Source organism: Spirillospora sp. CA-128828 (assembly GCF_050945415.1).
Lineage (GTDB): Bacteria > Actinomycetota > Actinomycetes > Streptosporangiales > Streptosporangiaceae > Spirillospora.
The window spans coordinates 7,163,323-7,180,760 of sequence record NZ_CP191986.1 but is presented as its reverse complement, the minus strand read 5'-3'; the positions used below and the strand labels follow the sequence as shown (position 1 = coordinate 7,180,760).

Sequence of the window (17,438 nt, the reverse complement as noted above, 5' to 3'; positions counted from 1 at the left end):
CGGCCGTCGGGTGTGAGATGAGCGGTGACCAGCGGATACGTGCGGCAGCCCGCACCGCCGTCACACCGGTGCGGGTGCGACTGAAGCGGCTGCGCACACAGCCTACGGCCATAGTGATCGCCCGCCTCGCCGTGACAGCGGTTCTTTCGTTCCAGCTCGCGTCATGGCTGCCCGGCACCAGCCCAAGGCCCGTACTCGCTCCTCTGACAGCGATCCTCGTCGTCCAGGTCACGCTGTACCAGACCATTCACCATGTCTGGCAGCGCGTCGTCAGCGTCGTGGTCGGTGTGCTGGTCGCGGCACTGCTGTCGAGCCTGGTGGGATTCAGCTGGTGGAGCCTGGGCCTCGCCATCACGGCCGCGCTGATCTGCGGATTCGCGATGCGGCTCGGCAACTACATTCTCGAGGTGCCGATCAGCGCCATGCTCATCCTGTCCCTCGAAACCGGCGCCGCGGCCGAGGGACGGATCGTGGAGACCCTCGTCGGCGCGCTCACCGGCCTGGTCGCCGGGATCCTGACCTCGCCGGTCAGGATCCAGGCCGCGGAGGAGGCGCTGGAGGACCTCAGCGGCACCATGGCCCGTCACCTCCACGACATCGCCGGCGCCGTGGAGAAGCGCCCCGAGCCACGCACATTCGACGAGTTGCTCTTTCAGGCCCGCTCCCTCAGCCGGGAAGTCCAACGCGTGGACGGCGAACTCGTGCATGCCGAGGAGAGCATCCGCCTCAACCCGCAGGGCGTCGGAATGCTGCGGTCAATGGTGGCGTTGCGGGAGACCTTGGTCGCACTGGAACACTGCGGGATCACCATCCGCGGCCTCGCACGTTGCCTCGCCGACCATGCCAACGAGCCTGACCAGGAGCGCGAGGACCCACTGTCCAAGAGCGACACCCGCATCCAGCTGGCCACGACCATAGGACACCTGGCCTCGGCGATGAGCACCTACGGGCGAATGCGCCGGCAGCAATTCGCGACGGGAACCACCGAATTCGAGGACTTGCTCGCCTCCCACCTGGACGCCGCGCGCGAAGAGCGCGCCAAGCTGACCGAGATGCTGCGGGCCGACAGTGCTGACTGGCCGCTCCATGGCGAACTCCTCGTTCACCTCGACCGCCTGAGAACCGAACTGGAGTCCGAGCGACGGATGCGAACGCAAGGACGCCCGAGCCGCCGACTCCGCATTCCCAAACCTTCGCCGCCCGCCACGCTCAGCCCGATCCGGCGGCGAACCGACCTACGCCGAGCACGCTCCTGACCCGGCACTCACCGTCAACACCACCAGACCACGTCCGCATCGCTACGCCCCCATCAGCCGCCGCAGACGCACCAGCCTGTAAGGCGTCGCTGACGCGCAGCCCGGTGGCAAGTTTGCCGCGTTCCTCAGGGCCGGTCGGCTCATCTGGAGGTTCTGGCAGCAGCAGACAGAGACAATGGGCCGAAAACGCTATACGTCGCGTCGAGCGCTTCCCCGCGTCATGGGTCCGGACCAGCGAATGGGGCCAGGTCTGCCCACGTCTTCCGAAGAGCTCGCGTCGTGCGATACGGCACATGAGCTACGAGTCTTCGGCAGAGTCTCTAACGTCTCACCACCCTCCTCTGGGGACGTGGCGGGCTAGCTCCGCACCTGCCTAGACGTAGTGCGGGGCCGGCGGGCCGACGGTGCGGGGTTATCGCTCTGTCGGCTGGCTCGCGGTCAAGGGCGCGGTGGATTTGCGGTGGTGAGAGGCGCGGGCTTTGGCGCGGTTTCCGCAGATGTCCATGGAGCACCAGGTCCGGCGCCGGTTGCGGGAGTGGTCGTAGTAGGCCCATCGGCAGCTCGGTTCCCGGCAGGCCTTCAGCCGCGTCCAGGTGCCTTCCGCCACGGCCTCGGCCACCACGGCGAGCAGCCTGGCCAGCGCCGCCTCCACCGGCGCCCGGGTACGGGCGACCAGCCGGGGCGGGGAAGCGGTCACGTCGAGCATCAGCGGGAAGTCGCGGGTGAGGTCGGCGAGCTCGGCGCGGGCAGCGGGGTTGAGGCCGTCCGGGCGCGGGCTGGAGACCGGCTCGGCGTTGTTCCCGGCGATCAGCGCGCGTAGTCCCTCGCGGATCCGTTCGCCATGGTCGCGCTGCTCGGCGTTGACCACCGTGTCGGCCGGTATGAGGCCGCGGGTGTGCAACCACGTCGCCAGCTGTTGCGGAGTTGCGATCTCGTCGCTGTCCCGGCGGCGGGTGTTGATGAACTCCTCGATCACGCGCAGCGGCATCGGCGCCGTTCCGGTTGCGAGGTTGTCCGGCACGGGCTCGGCAGCGCGCTCATCCATCACCTCTCGTAGCCTACCCGGCTATCGGCGATGGTAGGTTATCTAACTGGCGTAACCGATACGTCAGTTAGATCAGAAGGGGTCGCTGGTGAGCATCAGCATCGGCAACATCTGCATCGACACCAACGACCTGGCAGGCAGCACCGCCTTCTGGCGGGCGGTCACCGGGTACCAGGTCACGTCCTCGGATGAGGGCACCGCCTACCTGGAAGACGCGGACAAGAGCGGCGCCGGCCTGTCCCTACAGGCCGTGCCCGAAGGCCGGGAGGGCAAGAACCGTCTGCACCTGGACCTGTTCACCGATGACCTGGCAGGCGAGGTCGACCGGATTCGGACCCTGGGCGCGACCGAAGTGCGGCGCTTTGACGGCTGGGTCGTGCTGGCCGACCCCGAGGGCAACCAGTTCTGCGTCGTCACCGCGTAGACGTACTTCGCCAACGCGCGACGCCGGTACCCCACCACTACAGAAAAGACAGATATGGCCTCCGTGCAAAAAGAGATCATCATCGATGCCGATCCCGCCGCCGTGTGGGCGATCATCAGTGACTTCACCGACGGGCCCGTCCGGATGGCGCCGGGCTTCGTCACCGACAGCCGGCTCGACGAACCGGACGTCAGGGTCGTCACGTTCGCCGACGGAACCGTGGTGCGGGAGCGGCTCATCGCGCTCGACGACGAGCTGCGCCGGCTCGTCTTCTCCGTCGTCGGTGGCACCATGCAGCCGGAACACGACAACGCCTCGATGCAGGTCGTCCCGCACGGAGAAGGCCGCAGCCGGTTCGTCTGGATCCACGACGTGCGACCGGACGACCTCACCATCCCGATGGGCGCCGGAATGGACCACGGCCTGAGCATCTTCAAGCAGACGGTGGAGTCCTCCACCGAGAACCTCGGCTAGGCCAGTCGCGTCATTGCTGGTCGCAGGCCTTTCGTAAGGGCCGTGACCAGCTACGTGGTGGCGGGGTGTTCCGAGTTCTGAGGCCGATCGACGTCCAAAGGAAATTCGTGACTGCAGCTACCGGCTAGTGGTGGACCGGCGCCCGATTCCACCCAGCTCCAGGTCATCACGCCCGGCCCGTCGCCCGGTGAAGGCCCGAGGCGAGCCTTGAGGCGATGGTGCGGCGCTGCTGCGGAGATGGGCCGGTCTTAGGGGCGCGTAGTTGTTCGCGGGCCATCCGTTCGACGAGGGTGGGGACGAAGTCACGGATGGGTTTGCCATCGAAGTGGTGGTGGGGCATCGGTCACTGCCTGGGTGACCTGCTGGTCGGTGCGGGTGGCGGCGAACGACTTGCGGAGGCGGTTGGTCACCTCCCGCAGCGCCTGGTGCTCACGTAGCGCCGAGGCGTTCTTGGTGTCGTGTGCGGGTGGGTGCTGTGTGGTCACCGCTCTCCTCCTTCGCAGCCGGTCGTTGATTGCATGCGTGCGAGTGTCTGGGCGTGCGGGCAGGGCGAGATCCTGCGATACGGCACAGCCGGGGTGTTGGCCTTGATCGCCACACTCACCAGCGAGACCAGCAGAGTGATGTCACCAGGGCTGTCCAGGCGGATCCGCACCCAGGCGGGCGCCTGGCTCGATCGTCACGCCGCCGTTGTCGGTGAGCGCATGGGCCACGCGTTGCACCACTGGCCGGGTGAGGTAGACCTCGGCCTCGTCCAGGGCGTGCAGGTGCAGGATCTGGCGGGTGCCCACCGCAAGGCCCCTGCCCGCGCCGTCAACGAGCCGGCATACCGTCAGCGCAGGCCAGGCACGCAACTGCTGAAACGCCTGGTCACCGAACCCTTGGCGCGGGTGGGAGGCAGCGCTCATTCCGCCATGCTGGAGCAGTCGGCGACCCCAGCGATACCCCCGAGAACTCAAAACGTCATCAAAGGGATTTTCTAGTTCTATTTGGACACCTAAAGACTTGGATCATGAGGAGTCCGTAAGTCCGGCGCCACCAACGCCCGCGTCTTGAGCCGCAAGAGCCCCGGGCGCGAGGCGCGGGGACGTGGCTAATAAAAGGGTGCCGGGCGAGTGCGGGTGGAGTGTTCGTGGGCAGGGAATCTCGTCCAACCGCAGGCCGCGAGCGGTGCAAGCGGTGGCCAGGGTGATGACGCATCCCGCTTTCTCGTCGTGAGTGCTTTGGGCTGTTTCCGTTGGCGTCCATGAGCGCATGGAGTCGCGGGGTGGACGTGCGTCATGGGGCTGACCGAAGGCCGTCGTCACTCCGAAGGCCGTTGAGGGTGTCTGGCGGCCGACCGTCCAGTCCGTTCAACTCCTCTGCGGGCCGACCGGGTGAGTCTCAAGGGCGATCGTGGTGCCGAACCCGCCGACCGGCCCCGGGGACTGTTCGATGGTTGGGTCTGGCCGGATCCCTTGGGGGGCAGGGACAGAACGCAATGCCCGTCGAACTCGTTGCCGCGCCAGGGACGGTGCGAGTGGAGCGGACTCCCGTCACTCTCCCCTCATCTGGTTCGCAAGGCGTTGGCGGGCCGGGTCCGGCCCGCCAACGCGGCCTTGTCATTGGCCCTGTCGTGGGCACCGGCGCCTTGCGAACCAGGTCGCTGGGGACTTCAGCACGCGCCGACAACGACCGGGCCTGACCAGAGCGCCTGCCCATTCGGAGAACGGCCTGCCGCCGAGCTCAGGCAGCGCCAGCGCACCCTGCAGCACGTTACGCCCCGCCCGAGCGGGATCGACGACATCACCCGAGCCGACCTAGTCCTCAACGTGGTCAGCACTGAGAAATCGTCAGTAGGTGTAGCGCAAGATCCGACCGACGTCCCGGAGGACGGGGGTGTGGGCAGTCATCCACATGCCCACCCGGCCAGATGCGGGCATTTGCTCCAGACCCGGCATGTCCACGCTGCGCAGCGAGTCGATGCATTTGAGCCCGTCGTGCCAACCCTCAATTTCGTGGGGGTCGTCGATGCCCCAGTGCAGCGTCGCGTCTGCGTTGCGTACTGCAGGCACGAGCTTCTGCAGTTTGATGCCCACCGTGCCGTAGCAGTCGAACAGCAGTTGTCCGCTGGGGAATCGCGTGGTGATCCGCTGGATGAGCCGTTTGCCGTCCTGCTTTTGCAGGTACATGGTCAAGCCTTCGAAGACGGCCACGGTCGGGCGGTCGTCGGGCACCTGGTCGAGCCAGTCTTCGTCGGTTACCGAGGCGCTGATCATCTGGTAGTCCCCGGCGGGTGGCTGAAGCAGTCGCGTGCGCAACTCGATGACGTCGGGGTAGTCAACGTCGAACCAGCGGACCGATGATGAGGGCGCGAGCCGGTGGATCCGGGTGTCCAGTCCACAGGCGAGGTGCAGCACGGTGGCCTCTTTGTGGGCGGCCAGGAACCCCCCGGTCCAGTCGTCGAGTGTCTTGGCCCGCAGCGCCACCCCGGCCGCGGTCGTGCCTTTGACCCCGGTCTTGCGGAAGTCGTAGTCGATGCGTTCCACGGCCCGCCCGGCCTCGTAGTCATGCAGGATGGAATTCGGCGCGTGACTGTCCAGCGCCCTGCCGTACAGCGTTGCGAGCATGGTTTCTTGAGCCCCGGTGAGTGTGATCTTCTCGCGATTCATTGTTCCCTCAGATTGGTTCTCGTGTTCGCCGGCGGCGGTCGTCGGTCCAGGGCGTGATGCGTCAGGCAGGGGGATCGGAGTGCTGAGCGGCCAGCGCGGCCGTCGCGCCATGGACGAGCGTTTGGAGGCCGTACTCGAAGGCTTGTTCGCCGATTGTGCTGCCACCGTCGCGGATGGCGATGATCAGAATGGCCGAGTCTCCGCCGTCGAGTTGTTGGGCTAATGCCGCGGGCGGTGCGCTGACCTCGTGCCGCTGGGTCTGTTCCTGAAGCACGAACCCGTTGACGTAATGGACGAAGGTCATGGCAGTGCGCAGCGCAAGCACCGGTGTGAATCCGCAGCCGACCATGGCGGTCAGTTCCTGGTCGACGACTCTGGTCGCCGATGGGCTCAGTCTGGCATTGGCGACGATTCGGGCTCCGTCGCGGTAGGCGAGCATGGTTCGGCGGCGTTGGCGGGACCGATGGGTGATCCAGTCCTGCCACGTTTCGTCGTCACGAGGCGAGCCGGTTCCGGCGGCCAGCGTGATGGCCTCGGCCATCCCGTCGAGGAGTTCCTGCTTATTACGAAAGTGCCAATACAACGCTGGGTTCTGCACGCCCAACTTGGAGGCGAGCAGACGTACGGTCAGCCCGTCCAGCCCGACCTCATTGAGCAGCTGTAGTGCCGCATCGATCACTGTGCGCCGTGTGAGGCGAGGCCGCTGTTTCTCGGTCATCGGCCCTTACCTTAGCATTGCTAAGGCAACTCCGGTACTCTACAGCCGTGACCTAGGAGCGCGTCCTACGCGGACGGCTCCGGAAAAGGATCACTACGAACAAGAGAACCGGAGGTTCAGATGTTGGACACCGAGCAGCGTCAGTCCGTCCTCAGCGAGGGGGAGCGCAGGGTCTATGACGACGCGGTGGCATCCGGGATGTCTGCCCAGGAGCTGGACGACTTCCTTGCCAATCGTGTCGAGCCCCTTCTGCTTCACGACTACGTCGTGGCGCGCGAGGACGCAACTCGCCAAGAGGTGCGCGATATCCTCAGGATCGTCGCCGGCTTTCGCCAACGAGATCGCCTCGGCGTGTTGCACCGCTACTGCGGTGTGCGCGGGCTCGACGGCGGGACGCGTCGGGAGGCGATGGAGATCGCCCACCGTAGCGATCTCTACGACTGGGGGTACGTCACCGTACGAGCACACGGCGAGTCCCCCGAGGGCGCGAAGCAGTTGTTCGTGCACTTGTTCGACGCCCGCGAGTACCAGCAGGTCCAGTTCTGGGCGATCGCCTTCACTGGAACCGCTCCCAGCCGTCAGATGATCATCGAGGTTCTGGGAGCCGCAGGCGACTACACCAAGGTCGAGAAGGATTCCTTCGGGACCACGACGCACCACAGCCAGCCCGGCCTGCGCTATGGCTGGCTGCTGGGGACCGGTGCCTCCCATATGCAGGCGCTGGAAGTCCTCGTCGCCGCCCGTTTCGACGGCGTGGAATTCGAGGACTACTACAAGTACCGCGGGTTCTCCGGGAAACCGGTCTCGGGAAGCCCCTGGCGCATGCTGCCTGGGGGCCCTACGAGCGGGCTCCCCTCGGGCACGACGCCGCGCTCCGCAACTGCGGCAAGCGCTGACCCACCGGCCCTCACCCCGACAACCAGGGGTGAGGGCCGGCACCCTCACTACCGTCCTCTCCCGTCCGCGCGAACCGGCGGACAGCCGTTGGCTAGTGACCCGGTGGGAACCGCTTCTGATCGACGCGGGCACTGGAAAGCTCCGGGGCTGAGGACCACTGGGCGCCGTCAGGTACCTACCTCGCTCGCTCATGGCGACCGGGGCTTGGCGATTGTGTCCGCGAAACCAGGAACGTTTGTTCGGTTCGAGCGACGCTGGCGGCCGCGGCGCCGCAAGGTTGTCGATGAGATCCAGAAACGGTACGGGGCGGCGTCCCACCCTCCCGGTTCAGCCCGACCGTGGGGAGTTGAGCGCACGAACGTGCCGGTGCGGGCGAAACGGCCGGCCACTCGGCGCCGCCTCGATGACCGTCCCAAGACACCTCCAGCACGCCGTTCGGTAAGGGGATCCCCCTTACCGAACGCCCCGGACAGAGCTGGGGTGTGCCGGCCCGGCATGCAGGGTCAGGTGATCGCAAAGGGTGGGGGCCGACCTGCGCTCCAGTGCGCGATACTGCGCTGCTGCCGATCATCTGGACGGTCACGGGGAGAAGGGCGCCCGGTCAACCGGGCGTCATCAAACAACAAGGGAGAGTCCTCATGGCTCCGACAGGCAAGGCAGAGATCGAGGCCACCTTCGGCCCCACCAACGCAAGTGAGCAGGAGATCGCGGAGGCCGAGGCCGAGGGGATCAACCTGGGGAGCTACTGGTTCCTGCGTGATATGGACGTCTCGCACGCGGAAGTGCTGGACGCCCACGCCAAGAAGATCCACCTGGTGAGGTACGCCGTCGCGCGTGAGACGCTCTCGCACCAGGAGGCGCTTGACGCCTATGAGCAGGACCCCTCCATGGAGGCTTTCACCCGCTGCCGGCGTTGAGGGGTGCCTTGGAATAGGAGAACGTCGCCCCTTTGGGGGACGGTCTTTCACATCCACAGTGGCCTCCCCCAGCAAGGCGGGGGCCACTGTTCTGATTCTTGCGTCCGAGTTCCGGGGGCCAGAACTGGTGAATCACCTGGTCGGACGGGCGATCCAGGTCGATCCAGGTCGACCCAGGTTAGCCAAGCGGCCACGCAGCAGATCCGCGCGGAAAGCCAGAGATCGGACTTTCACCTGGCGATTCCGGCCACGGAGCAGGTTTCGACAACCAACAGTGATGATGGTCCCGGCGGCAGGGGGTTGTGCGTGGAGCTGCGGCAACTCAGGAACTTCGTCGCCGTGGCGGCGGAGAGCCACTTCACCCGTGCGGCCGAGCGGCTGCACGTGGCACAGTCCGGGCTCTCGTCCGCGATCCGCTCGCTGGAACGTGAATGGGCACCACGCTGTTCCGCCGCAGCACCCGAGCGTGCAGTTGGGGCTCCTGCAGGGCGACCTGGCCATCGGCTCGCTTCAGCGCCTGCACGCTGTGCACCTGCCCACCGTGCTCGCCGGGTTCGCCTGGCGATGGAGGCCGGGCTCCCGCCCGTCCGGCTGCACGATCTGCGGCACGGCGCTGCCACCATCCTGCTGCGCGCCGGACACGACCTGAAGGTCGTGCAGGAGACGCTGGGTTTGTCGTCGATCACCATCGCCTCCGACACCTACACCAGCGTCCTGCCCGAGTTGGCCCGCCAATCCGCCGAAGACGCCGCCGCCGTCATCCTCAACGCCCGCACCGAGCCCGAGCCGGACGAAACGGCAGCACCAGCCCGCGTCGTCCACCTGCCAGAGGCGTCGACCCGATGACCGGCAGAGGCTGACCGTCAGATTCTTCGCACCGGGGTCCGCATCCGAACCAGAGGTTGGGATGCGGACCCCATTCCTACTTTCAAGGCAGCTGGGCGCCCCAAGAGTCCCACAGCCCAAACACAGCCACGGCTTTCGCGGACGCACCTGCGCACTGGCCAGGGGCGCCCGACCCTGGTGATCCAGCGGGTTGGGGGAGGGCTCAGCGACAGGGGCGCGACAGCCGAGCAAACATCGAGCAAACACGGGGGCATATCGGACAGAATTTTGGATCTTGGCAGTGGTAAGACTGCAGGTCAGACGGTGGCGCGCCCGGCAGGATTCGAACCCGCGACCGTCGGATTAGAAGTCCGAAGCTCAACGGCGGCTCCGTGCCCTGGTTCACCTGCGCGTACTCTCCAGCGGCATGACGACGTAGGCAAGATCATTCCGCGCATACTCCGGATCTTGCTCGTGAGGCCACCTTCTGCCCCTGCGGGGAGTCTCCACGTCCAGCTGTGTCCACAGGTAGATTGAGCAGCATGACCGCTCAGCCCGAGGAACCGACCGCGCCGCGCGATCCTGGCGAGGATCCGGCCGCGATCTTCGATGCGCTCCCGCCGGCGCATCGTGACCAGTTCCGGGCCGAGTATGACGAGGCGCTCGACGCCGCTCACGACCTGGCGCGCTTCAAACAGGTCCAAACCCTGCTTCGGCAGTGGCGCCTGCGGGCCATCGCCTATGACCGTCCCGGATACGACGAGGCGGTACAGGACGCCCTACAGGGCAGGGAAGACAGCTTCGTCCGCTACACGCCGCCGGGCTGGGAAGGCCGGGTGTGACGTACCGCTGGGACGGCTTCCACGGACGCGCGCTGTACGAGCTGAACGGACTGCCCAACGAAGTCCGCGACGGCCCACTACTGGAGCGCCTCCTCGATCTCCTGGAAACGCCGTGGGACGCGGTACCGGAACGGCCAGGTCAAACAGCCGTCCGACACGCCTTCTTCGGCGCCAACAGCGAGGGCATGCTCACGCTACTGGTCGACGACAAGGCTGAGACGCTGCGCATCATCGACATCCTGTGGATGGGGTAGCGGCGTAGCCGCTGTTCTTCCCCCACCTTCCTTCCCCCGACCTGCTGAGACCTGCACCTAGCGGTTGACAGGTTCCGGCCGCCGCCATCCTCAAGAAACCGGCAGCCGTTCGATTACTGCCATCACCGCAGGTCAACCTGTGTGCGCCTGGTCGTGAGTGCCAGCAGTCGTAAGCCTCTGTTGCGGAACTTACGTGCTGTACTGCATTGCTCTTGTCACAGCTACCGGCTTGCAAAGCCGATCATGGACCCGCCGCGTGACCTGGCGGACCCGTGACCTGCCAACCTCTGGTCTTCTCTCCGCAAGCGACCGTGAGTCCCCGTTGATCACTCTCCCATCGGGCACGCAACGGGCACGGTACCGATGGCTGGTGCTCGCGGGGCGCAACAGACGAACGAACCTGTCCGGAGGGTGCTCCCGCGCGAACGGCGCGAACCCCGTGACGGACAGATTCGCGTGGGAGTGCCCTCCGGGTCCAGGAGGGGTCTGGGGAACCACGGGGTTCCCCAGTAGCGCACGCTCAACCGATCTTCCGGCAGTCCCCCTGACGGCTCCAACGGCCCTTGACCACCGTCACGCCCTGGTGCTCATCGCCGAACGGGCTTAAGGGGTCGTCCCACGTCGTTCGCTGGGAGTCCGGGAGCCAGGCAAGATAGCAAATCCCCGCAGTTCCGTCCGATGGCGTCGGCTGTGCTGTGATCTTGATCTACATCGGCTCGCTAGGTTGCCATCGACCGACTTCCTCCCACTGTGAAAGTTAGAGGCACGACTAGGACGTGCCCCCGAGTGAAATGGGTGAACAAACCATGACCACTGACGGTCAGCAGGCCAACGCCAAGGCCGACGCGGCCAAGGCGGACCTGGCAGGCGCGGCTCGCGACTTCGCCAGCAACCCGTCGGCCGAGAACGAGCAGCGCCTCGGCGACTCCTACCAGGCGTCCTCCGAGGCGCACAGTGCGGCTCGCCCGGTCAACGGCGGGTCCGGCTCCGGGGCCTGACCGCCCCGGCAGTAACCAGTAACACGGCAACATCCGGTCCTCGCGCTCCTGAGCGCGAGGACCGGCTCTTTATGGCCTCAAAGACACCGGCGTTGGCTCGCCAGGGCGGGGGCGCGCCCCTTCGGTGGGCGGTCGGGGCGGGGCCGGCGGGCATGGCACGATGCGTGGCCCGGCGCGGCCGCCCGGTGACCGGCGCCCACGCCGCACGCTCCGGGCGGCCTGGCGCGGGGCCGCGCAGCGGCCCGAGCGCCGCCGCCCCTTGACCCCACAACCGGCGAGGTACTCCCCACCTGGGATGACGAGCTAGACGCGCTCGGCCTGGACGAGGACGCCGAACCGCTCCACGTGGTCCGCTTCGGGCGCCAGATTGACGCCCAGGGCGTGATGCCCGACTCCCCGAAGTCCCGCAAGCTCATCGGCTACCTCACCAAGTACCTCGTCAAGGGCGTCGCCGAATGCCACACCGCCCAGACTGCCGCCCAGCGTGAACACGCCAACCGGATGGCCGAAACGCTCCGCTACGAGCCGTGCTCACCGACGTGCGCGAACTGGCTGCGCTACGGCGTCCAGCCCAAGAACCCCCGCAAGGGCCTCACCCCCGGCTACTGCAAAGGCAAGGCACACCGCTACGAGCACCTCGGCTATGGCGGTCGCCGCGTCCTGGTCTCGCGTAAGTGGTCCGGCAAGACGCTGGCCGATCACAAGGCCGACCGAAAGGCGTGGGTCCTGGCCCGGCTGGCTGAGGCAGGAATCCCCGTGCTCAACCCGGCTGACCGGAACGCAGCCCATGTCTGGGAACGCGCCGGTCCCGGCGACCCAGACGTCAAGCCGACAGAGCAACGCCTCCTGTTGCTGATCAACGAACGGATCCAACGGCGACGGCAACTCGATGCCGCGACCCTCAACCCCACCCCAGAACTTTCGGCAACTGCGGAGGCAGCGTGAGCGGCAAGCGCGACGAACTACTCACCGTCGACCAGGTGCTCGAAGCACTCGGCGGGATCTCCCGGCGGACCTTCTACCGCTGGCGTGAGATCGGCAAGGCTCCGGCCGGTATCAAGCTCCCGAACGGTGAGATCCGTATCTACCGCAACGATCTCGACGCCTGGCTCTGGTCCTTGCGGGAGGCGGCGTGAACACGTCCTACAAGGTCAAGTTCTGGGAGGTCCGGCCGAACAAGGCGGGGCCGAGGTCGAGCAAGCCTGGCAAGGTCATCTCCTACACCGCGCGTTGGACCGTTGGCGGGCGGGAGAAGTCCCGGACGTTCGAAAAGTCGTCGCAGGCAAGGAACTTCCTGTCTGACCTGCGGCAGGCTTCGAAGGACGGTGAGGCGTTCGACCTGGACTCGGGGCTTCCGGTGTCCATGCTCAAGGTGGCGACGGTGCGCACGTGGCTGGAGTTTGCGCGGGCGTACGTCAAAGCGCGTTGGCCGCACGCGGCGGCCAAGTCCCGTGAGGGCCTCACCGACACCATGGCGGCCGTGACGCTCGTGTTCGTCAAGGACATGCCGGGACGTCCCGATGCTGCCCTTCTCCGTGTCCTGCTTCGGCAACACGTCTTCGTCCCTGACGCTCGTCGTCCGGACATCTCGCCCGACCTCGGCAAGGCGCTCCGCTGGCTGGAGTCGGCGTCCATGCCCATCACTGATCTGGAGGAACCGCGGTTGGCGCGGGCCGCGCTGGAGACGCTCGCGCTCCAACTCGACGGACAGCCGGCGGCCTCCTCGACCTTCCGGCGCAAGCGGGCGGTCTTCAAGCATGCGCTCGGCTACGCGGTCGAACTGGGCGACCTGGTGACGAATCCCCTCGACCGTGTGAAGTGGCGTCCGCCAAAGCAGAACGGGGCCGTTGACCGTCGCGTCGTGGTGAACCCAGAGCAGGCTCGGGAACTGCTGACGGCGGTGTCGTATGTCGGTCGGTCGCGTGGGCCTCGGCTGCGGGCGATGTTTGCGTGCATGTACTTCGCCGGTCTTCGTCCGGCTGAGGCTGCGGGTCTTCGTCGGCAGGACTGCGAACTTCCGGCAACTGGCTGGGGCCTGATCACGCTCAAGAAGACCCGGCCCCAGACCAACAAGCGATACACCGATTCGGGGGAGACCTTCGATGATCGGGGCCTCAAGCATCGGGGGGACGACATCGTTCGGCCGGTCCCGATCCCACCTGAGCTGGTGGTGATCGTCCGCGAACACGTCGGCATCTTCGGGACGGCAGAGGACGGGCGGCTCTTCGTCACAAGCGGCGGCCAATCCTTCTCCGGCTCGGCCTACGCGCAGGTCTGGAAGCGGGCTCGGGCCCTGGCGCTGGCACCTGATCAGGTCGAATCCCCGTTGGCGGCGCGGCCGTATGACCTGCGGCATGCGGCGGTGTCGCTCTGGCTGAACGCGGGCGTCCATGCTCCGGAGGCGGCTGAACGCGCCGGTCACGGCGTCGACGTGATGTTGCGCGTTTACGCCAAGTGCATAGATGGGCAACGGGACGTCGCCAACCAGCGCATAGAGGATGCGTTGGCATGATCGGTAACTACCCTGGAGAGGCTCCGGAACATTCCGGAGCCTCTCTCCGTGTCTGCGCTGACCTGCGGAAACGCGGGCCAAGTCATTCCGCGTATATTCCGGGAACAGTGCCGTGCGGCTGCGTTCGGTGGCATCTGGCTGCATCCGGCCGAACCAGCGCGAAAGATGTTCTCGCAGGTCAGAGGCTAGATGGCCCGGTTGTAGAGGCGCGCCCGGCAGGATTCGAACCCGCGACCGTCGGATTAGAAGTCCGATGCTCTGTCCAGCTGAGCTACGGGCGCCCGGCGCCCGGCGGGACGCCGGGACACAGTGTAAGGCTGCGCGTCGTCTGGCTCCACATCTATAACGCCGTCACCACGTGGGGCGGGGGTTCTATCTTTGGGTGCTGTGGCGGTGGACTTTGAGATGCCGCTCTCCGGCGGGGACGTGTCGGAGGGTGTGGTGCGGGTGGGGGAGACGGTGCGGCGGCCGTTGCGGGCGCACAGTCCGGCGGTTCATGGGCTGTTGCGGCATCTGGAGGCGGTGGGGTTCGACGGGGCGCCGCGGGTGCTGGGCATTGATGAGCGGGGGCGGGAGGTGCTCAGCTGGGTGCCGGGGGAGGTGCCGCATCGGCCGCTGGCGGCGCATGTGGTTTCGGAGGACGCGCTTCGGGGTGTCGGACGGTTGCTGCGGCGGTTTCACGAGGCGGTGGCGTCGTACGAGGCGCCGGTGGGGGCGCCCTGGGACGGCGAGACGTCCAATCTGGACGGGGAGCCGGAGGTCATCGGGCATTGTGATGTGACGCCGGAGAACGTCGTCTTCCGGGGAGGATCACCGGTCGCTTTGATCGATTTCGATCTGGCGCGGCCCACCACGCGGCTGTTCGACGTCGTCACCGCGTTGCGGCATTGGGGGCCGATCGAGGATCCGGCCGATCGGGATGCCGTGTTGTACGGGGCGGACGTGGGGCGGAGGCTGCGGGTTTTCTGTGACGCGTACGGGCTGGACCGGGACCAGCGGAGGGAAGTGCTGCCGGCGGCTCGGGTGAGGTTCGAGCGGTCCTATCGGGCGATGCGTGATCGGGCCGCGGGTGGCGGGGGATGGGCGCGGATCTGGCAGGGCGGTGCCGGGCCTCGGATACGGCGGGCACAGGATTGGTTGGAGCGGCATTGGGATGAGCTTGATGCGCGTCTCTGGTGAAGGACTCCTTCTCGGCGTGGCGTTGGACGCGCTTTTCGGGGATCCGAAGAGGTGGCATCCCGTGGCCGGGTTCGGAAGGGTGGCGTCGGCTGCGGAGCGCCGGCTTTACAAGGATTCTCGGTGGCGTGGGGTTGTTTACGCCGGGGTTCTTGTGGGTGGAGCCGGTACGGTCGGTGTCGTGCTTGAGAGGGTGAGCCGGCGGCCTGCGGTGCATGGTCTTGTTACCGCGGGGGTCACCTGGGCTGTGCTTGGGGGGACTTCTTTGGGGCGTGAGGGGCTCCTTATGGCGCGGGTGCTGGAGCGCGGGGATGTGGAGGCGGCGAGAGGGCGGCTTTCTCATTTGTGCGCTCGGGATCCCAAGGGTTTGGACGCTTCCGCGCTGAGCCGGGCGGTGGTGGAGTCGGTGGCCGAGAACACGTCGGACGCGTCGATCGCTCCGCTGGTCTGGGGGGCCGTGGCGGGAATTCCGGGGCTGCTCATGTACCGGGCCGTGAACACGCTGGATGCGATGGTCGGGTATCGGAATCCGAGGTATGAGCGCTTCGGGTGGGCGAGCGCGAGGCTTGACGATGCCGCCAACTGGGTTCCCGCGAGGGTGACCGGAGGGTTGGTCGCGCTCTGTTCGGGGCCTACCGCCTGGCGGGTGCTGATCAGGGACGGGAAGAATCATCCGAGTCCCAACGCCGGACGGTGCGAGGCCGCGTTCGCCGGGGCGCTCGGGGTGCGGCTCGGCGGGGTCAACGCCTATGGCGGACGGGTCGAGCGGCGGCCCGAGATGGGGGACGGCAGGCCGCCCGAGGTCAGGGACATCAGGCGGGCCGTGAAGCTTTCGGCCGTGGTGACGTTCGCGGCGGCAGCGGTGATCTGGAGTGTCAGGTGAGCGGGCTTCTGGTGGCGGGGACCACCTCTGACGCGGGGAAGAGCGTCGTCACGGCTGGGTTGTGCCGGTGGCTGGCGCGGCAGGGAGTGAAGGTCGCGCCGTTCAAGGCCCAGAACATGTCGCTGAACTCGATGGTGACGAGCGATGGGGCGGAGATCGGACGGGCCCAGTACATGCAGGCGCAGGCCGCGGGCGTCGAGCCGACGGCGCACATGAATCCGGTGCTGCTCAAGCCGGGGAGCGACCGCCGGAGTCAGGTCGTCGTTCTGGGACGGCCCGTGGCGGAGGTCGACGCGCTGCAGTACGGGGACCACAAGGAATGGCTCAAGGGCGTTGTTCTGGACAGCCTCGACGGACTGCGGGGCGAGTACGACGTCGTGGTCTGCGAAGGCGCTGGAAGCCCAACTGAGATCAACCTGCGCGCCGGCGACATCGTGAACATGGGGCTGGCGCGGGCCGCGGATCTACCGGTCGTCGTGGTCGGCGACATCGACCGGGGCGGTGTGTTCGCGTCGCTGTTCGGCACGGTCGCGTTGATGGAGCCGGAAGACCAGGCTCTCGTCGCGGGATTCGTCATCAACAAGTTCCGGGGCGCTCCGGAACTGCTGGCGCCCGGGCTGGAGCAGCTCAAGATGCTCACGGGGCGGCCCACGCTCGGGGTGTTGCCCTGGAAACTCGGGCTGTATCTCGACTCCGAGGACACTCTGGCACTGGACGCGCCGAGGCCCGACGCGAAGGGACCGTTCGGGAAGGAGACGCTGCGGATCGCCGTCGTCAGGTTCCCGCGCATCTCCAATTTCACGGACATGGACGCTTTGGCCTGTGAGCCCGGTGTCGTCGTCCGGTATGCGGCGAGCGCCGGTGATCTGGCAGAGGCCGATCTCGTCGTCCTTCCGGGGACGCGGGCCACGGTCAGTGATCTGGAGTGGCTCCGCGACCGGGGAATGGCCGGGGAGATCCAGAAAAGGGCCAAGGAGGGGCGGCCCGTTCTCGGCATCTGCGGCGGTTACCAGATGCTCGCCGAAGAGATCGTGGACGACGTCGAGTCCAAGAAGGGGCGGACGGAGGGCCTCGCCCTTCTCCCCGCGCACGTCGAATTCGGGAAAGAGAAGACTCTCGGACGGCCTGCGGGGAGCGCGTACGGCGAAGACGTCCACGCGTATGAGATTCATCACGGCATCGCGACCGCGCAGGGCGAGCCTTTCCTCGACGGCTGCCGGAAAGGCGCCGTCTGGGGGACGACCTGGCATGGCGCCATGGAGAACGACGGATTCCGGAGGGCGTTCCTCAGCGACGTCGCCCAGCACGCGGGACGAGACTTCACCCCCGCCCCGGACGTGTCGTTCGCGGCGCTGAGGGAGGCGACCCTGGACGCCCTCGGCGACCTCGTCGAGGAGCACTTGGACACCGCCGCCGTGTGGCGGATCATCGAGCGCGGGGCACCGGGCGGCCTTCCCGTCGTCCCGCCCGGCGGCGCCCCGGAACCGCCCGCCGCGGCGGTAAGGTGATCCACTCGAAGGCACAGGCCGGACCGGGCCCAGCACCGCACCAGGCGAAGCACGGCAC

At 67.1% G+C, this 17,438-nt stretch carries 21 protein-coding genes, 1 tRNA gene and 1 pseudogene; 15 read left to right on the top strand and 8 right to left on the bottom strand.

Translation table 11 applies throughout. The features are described from left to right. Window positions 1-17 precede the first annotated feature (17 nt). Window positions 18-1,256 (top strand): FUSC family protein, encoded by a 1,239-nt coding sequence (locus ACQPXG_RS34565; protein WP_433463333.1) that lies wholly within the window; start codon window positions 18-20, stop codon window positions 1,254-1,256. Between the two features lie 412 nt (window positions 1,257-1,668). Here ACQPXG_RS34565 and ACQPXG_RS34560 read toward each other — a convergent pair whose 3' ends face one another. Next, window positions 1,669-2,301, bottom strand: coding sequence for a CGNR zinc finger domain-containing protein (locus ACQPXG_RS34560; RefSeq protein WP_433463332.1), 633 nt, complete (start codon window positions 2,299-2,301; stop codon window positions 1,669-1,671). A gap of 88 nt (window positions 2,302-2,389) precedes the next feature. Between ACQPXG_RS34560 and ACQPXG_RS34555 the strand changes: the two genes are divergently transcribed. Next, window positions 2,390-2,725: a VOC family protein gene (locus tag ACQPXG_RS34555; protein WP_433463331.1), complete on the top strand. Its 336-nt coding sequence runs from the start codon at window positions 2,390-2,392 to the stop codon at window positions 2,723-2,725. A 54-nt stretch (window positions 2,726-2,779) separates the two neighbouring features. After that, window positions 2,780-3,199, top strand: coding sequence for an SRPBCC family protein (locus ACQPXG_RS34550; RefSeq protein ID WP_433463330.1), 420 nt, complete (start codon window positions 2,780-2,782; stop codon window positions 3,197-3,199). A gap of 166 nt (window positions 3,200-3,365) precedes the next feature. On the opposite strand, the gene ACQPXG_RS34545 is transcribed toward ACQPXG_RS34550, so the two are convergent. The 6 genes from ACQPXG_RS34545 to ACQPXG_RS34520 form a co-directional block, all read right to left on the bottom strand. Next, a complete protein-coding gene (locus tag ACQPXG_RS34545) occupies window positions 3,366-3,539 on the bottom strand; it encodes a three-helix bundle dimerization domain-containing protein (RefSeq protein ID WP_433463329.1) in 174 nt (57 codons plus the stop codon). After that, window positions 3,502-3,684 (bottom strand): hypothetical protein, encoded by a 183-nt coding sequence (locus tag ACQPXG_RS34540; protein WP_433463328.1) that lies wholly within the window; start codon window positions 3,682-3,684, stop codon window positions 3,502-3,504. Before ACQPXG_RS34540 ends, ACQPXG_RS34545 begins: the two co-directional genes overlap by 38 nt. A gap of 141 nt (window positions 3,685-3,825) precedes the next feature. Then, window positions 3,826-4,107, bottom strand: a complete 282-nt coding sequence (locus ACQPXG_RS34535; protein ID WP_433463327.1) for a luciferase family protein — start codon at window positions 4,105-4,107, stop codon at window positions 3,826-3,828. Between the two features lie 924 nt (window positions 4,108-5,031). Beyond that, window positions 5,032-5,850 carry a class I SAM-dependent methyltransferase gene (locus ACQPXG_RS34530; RefSeq protein ID WP_433463326.1) on the bottom strand — a complete coding sequence of 273 codons (819 nt, stop codon included), beginning with the start codon at window positions 5,848-5,850 and terminating at the stop codon, window positions 5,032-5,034. Between the two features lie 61 nt (window positions 5,851-5,911). Further along, window positions 5,912-6,568, bottom strand: coding sequence for a TetR/AcrR family transcriptional regulator C-terminal domain-containing protein (locus ACQPXG_RS34525; protein ID WP_433463325.1), 657 nt, complete (start codon window positions 6,566-6,568; stop codon window positions 5,912-5,914). A 93-nt stretch (window positions 6,569-6,661) separates the two neighbouring features. Continuing rightward, entirely contained in the window at window positions 6,662-7,279 is a 618-nt protein-coding gene (locus tag ACQPXG_RS34520; RefSeq protein WP_433463324.1) for a hypothetical protein, read from the bottom strand. An 824-nt stretch (window positions 7,280-8,103) separates the two neighbouring features. Between ACQPXG_RS34520 and ACQPXG_RS34515 the strand changes: the two genes are divergently transcribed. The 9 genes and pseudogenes from ACQPXG_RS34515 to ACQPXG_RS34475 all read left to right on the top strand — a co-directional run bounded on the left by ACQPXG_RS34515 (window position 8,104) and on the right by ACQPXG_RS34475 (window position 13,813). Then, entirely contained in the window at window positions 8,104-8,382 is a 279-nt protein-coding gene (locus ACQPXG_RS34515) for a hypothetical protein (RefSeq protein WP_433463323.1), read from the top strand. 3 nt (window positions 8,383-8,385) lie between these two features. After that, window positions 8,386-8,757, top strand: a pseudogene (locus ACQPXG_RS34510) (hypothetical protein); the annotation flags it as partial. A 189-nt stretch (window positions 8,758-8,946) separates the two neighbouring features. Further along, the gene (locus tag ACQPXG_RS34505; RefSeq protein WP_433470102.1) at window positions 8,947-9,228 is read left to right on the top strand and encodes a tyrosine-type recombinase/integrase; all 282 of its coding nucleotides are present in this window, start codon (window positions 8,947-8,949) and stop codon (window positions 9,226-9,228) included. Window positions 9,229-9,749: 521 nt separating this feature from the next. Continuing rightward, a complete protein-coding gene (locus tag ACQPXG_RS34500; RefSeq protein ID WP_433463322.1) occupies window positions 9,750-10,049 on the top strand; it encodes a DUF6247 family protein in 300 nt (99 codons plus the stop codon). Then, window positions 10,046-10,303, top strand: a complete 258-nt coding sequence (locus tag ACQPXG_RS34495; protein WP_433463321.1) for a hypothetical protein — start codon at window positions 10,046-10,048, stop codon at window positions 10,301-10,303. The genes ACQPXG_RS34500 and ACQPXG_RS34495 overlap by 4 nt, the downstream gene beginning before the upstream one ends. Before the next feature lie 806 nt (window positions 10,304-11,109). After that, a complete protein-coding gene (locus ACQPXG_RS34490) occupies window positions 11,110-11,301 on the top strand; it encodes a hypothetical protein (protein WP_433463320.1) in 192 nt (63 codons plus the stop codon). 219 nt (window positions 11,302-11,520) lie between these two features. Then, window positions 11,521-12,246: a replication initiator gene (locus tag ACQPXG_RS34485; protein WP_433470101.1), complete on the top strand. Its 726-nt coding sequence runs from the start codon at window positions 11,521-11,523 to the stop codon at window positions 12,244-12,246. After that, complete coding sequence (locus ACQPXG_RS34480; protein ID WP_433463319.1) at window positions 12,243-12,437, top strand: helix-turn-helix transcriptional regulator; 195 nt, start codon at window positions 12,243-12,245, stop codon at window positions 12,435-12,437. Before ACQPXG_RS34485 ends, ACQPXG_RS34480 begins: the two co-directional genes overlap by 4 nt. Then, the gene (locus ACQPXG_RS34475; protein ID WP_433463318.1) at window positions 12,434-13,813 is read left to right on the top strand and encodes a tyrosine-type recombinase/integrase; all 1,380 of its coding nucleotides are present in this window, start codon (window positions 12,434-12,436) and stop codon (window positions 13,811-13,813) included. Before ACQPXG_RS34480 ends, ACQPXG_RS34475 begins: the two co-directional genes overlap by 4 nt. A gap of 207 nt (window positions 13,814-14,020) precedes the next feature. Here the strand turns inward: ACQPXG_RS34475 and ACQPXG_RS34470 are convergent. Further along, window positions 14,021-14,094 (bottom strand) — tRNA-Arg (locus ACQPXG_RS34470). A gap of 106 nt (window positions 14,095-14,200) precedes the next feature. On the opposite strand from ACQPXG_RS34470, the gene ACQPXG_RS34465 reads away from it, so the two are divergent. From ACQPXG_RS34465 to ACQPXG_RS34455, 3 genes are read left to right on the top strand one after another with little or no spacing between them, the layout of a single operon-like run. Continuing rightward, window positions 14,201-14,992 (top strand): phosphotransferase enzyme family protein, encoded by a 792-nt coding sequence (locus tag ACQPXG_RS34465; protein WP_433463317.1) that lies wholly within the window; start codon window positions 14,201-14,203, stop codon window positions 14,990-14,992. Next, window positions 14,967-15,872 carry a cobalamin biosynthesis protein gene (locus ACQPXG_RS34460; RefSeq protein WP_433463316.1) on the top strand — a complete coding sequence of 302 codons (906 nt, stop codon included), beginning with the start codon at window positions 14,967-14,969 and terminating at the stop codon, window positions 15,870-15,872. Before ACQPXG_RS34465 ends, ACQPXG_RS34460 begins: the two co-directional genes overlap by 26 nt. Next, on the top strand, window positions 15,869-17,380 hold the full coding sequence (locus ACQPXG_RS34455; RefSeq protein WP_433463315.1) for a cobyric acid synthase: 1,512 nt from the start codon (window positions 15,869-15,871) through the stop codon (window positions 17,378-17,380). Before ACQPXG_RS34460 ends, ACQPXG_RS34455 begins: the two co-directional genes overlap by 4 nt. Window positions 17,381-17,438: the final 58 nt, after the last annotated feature.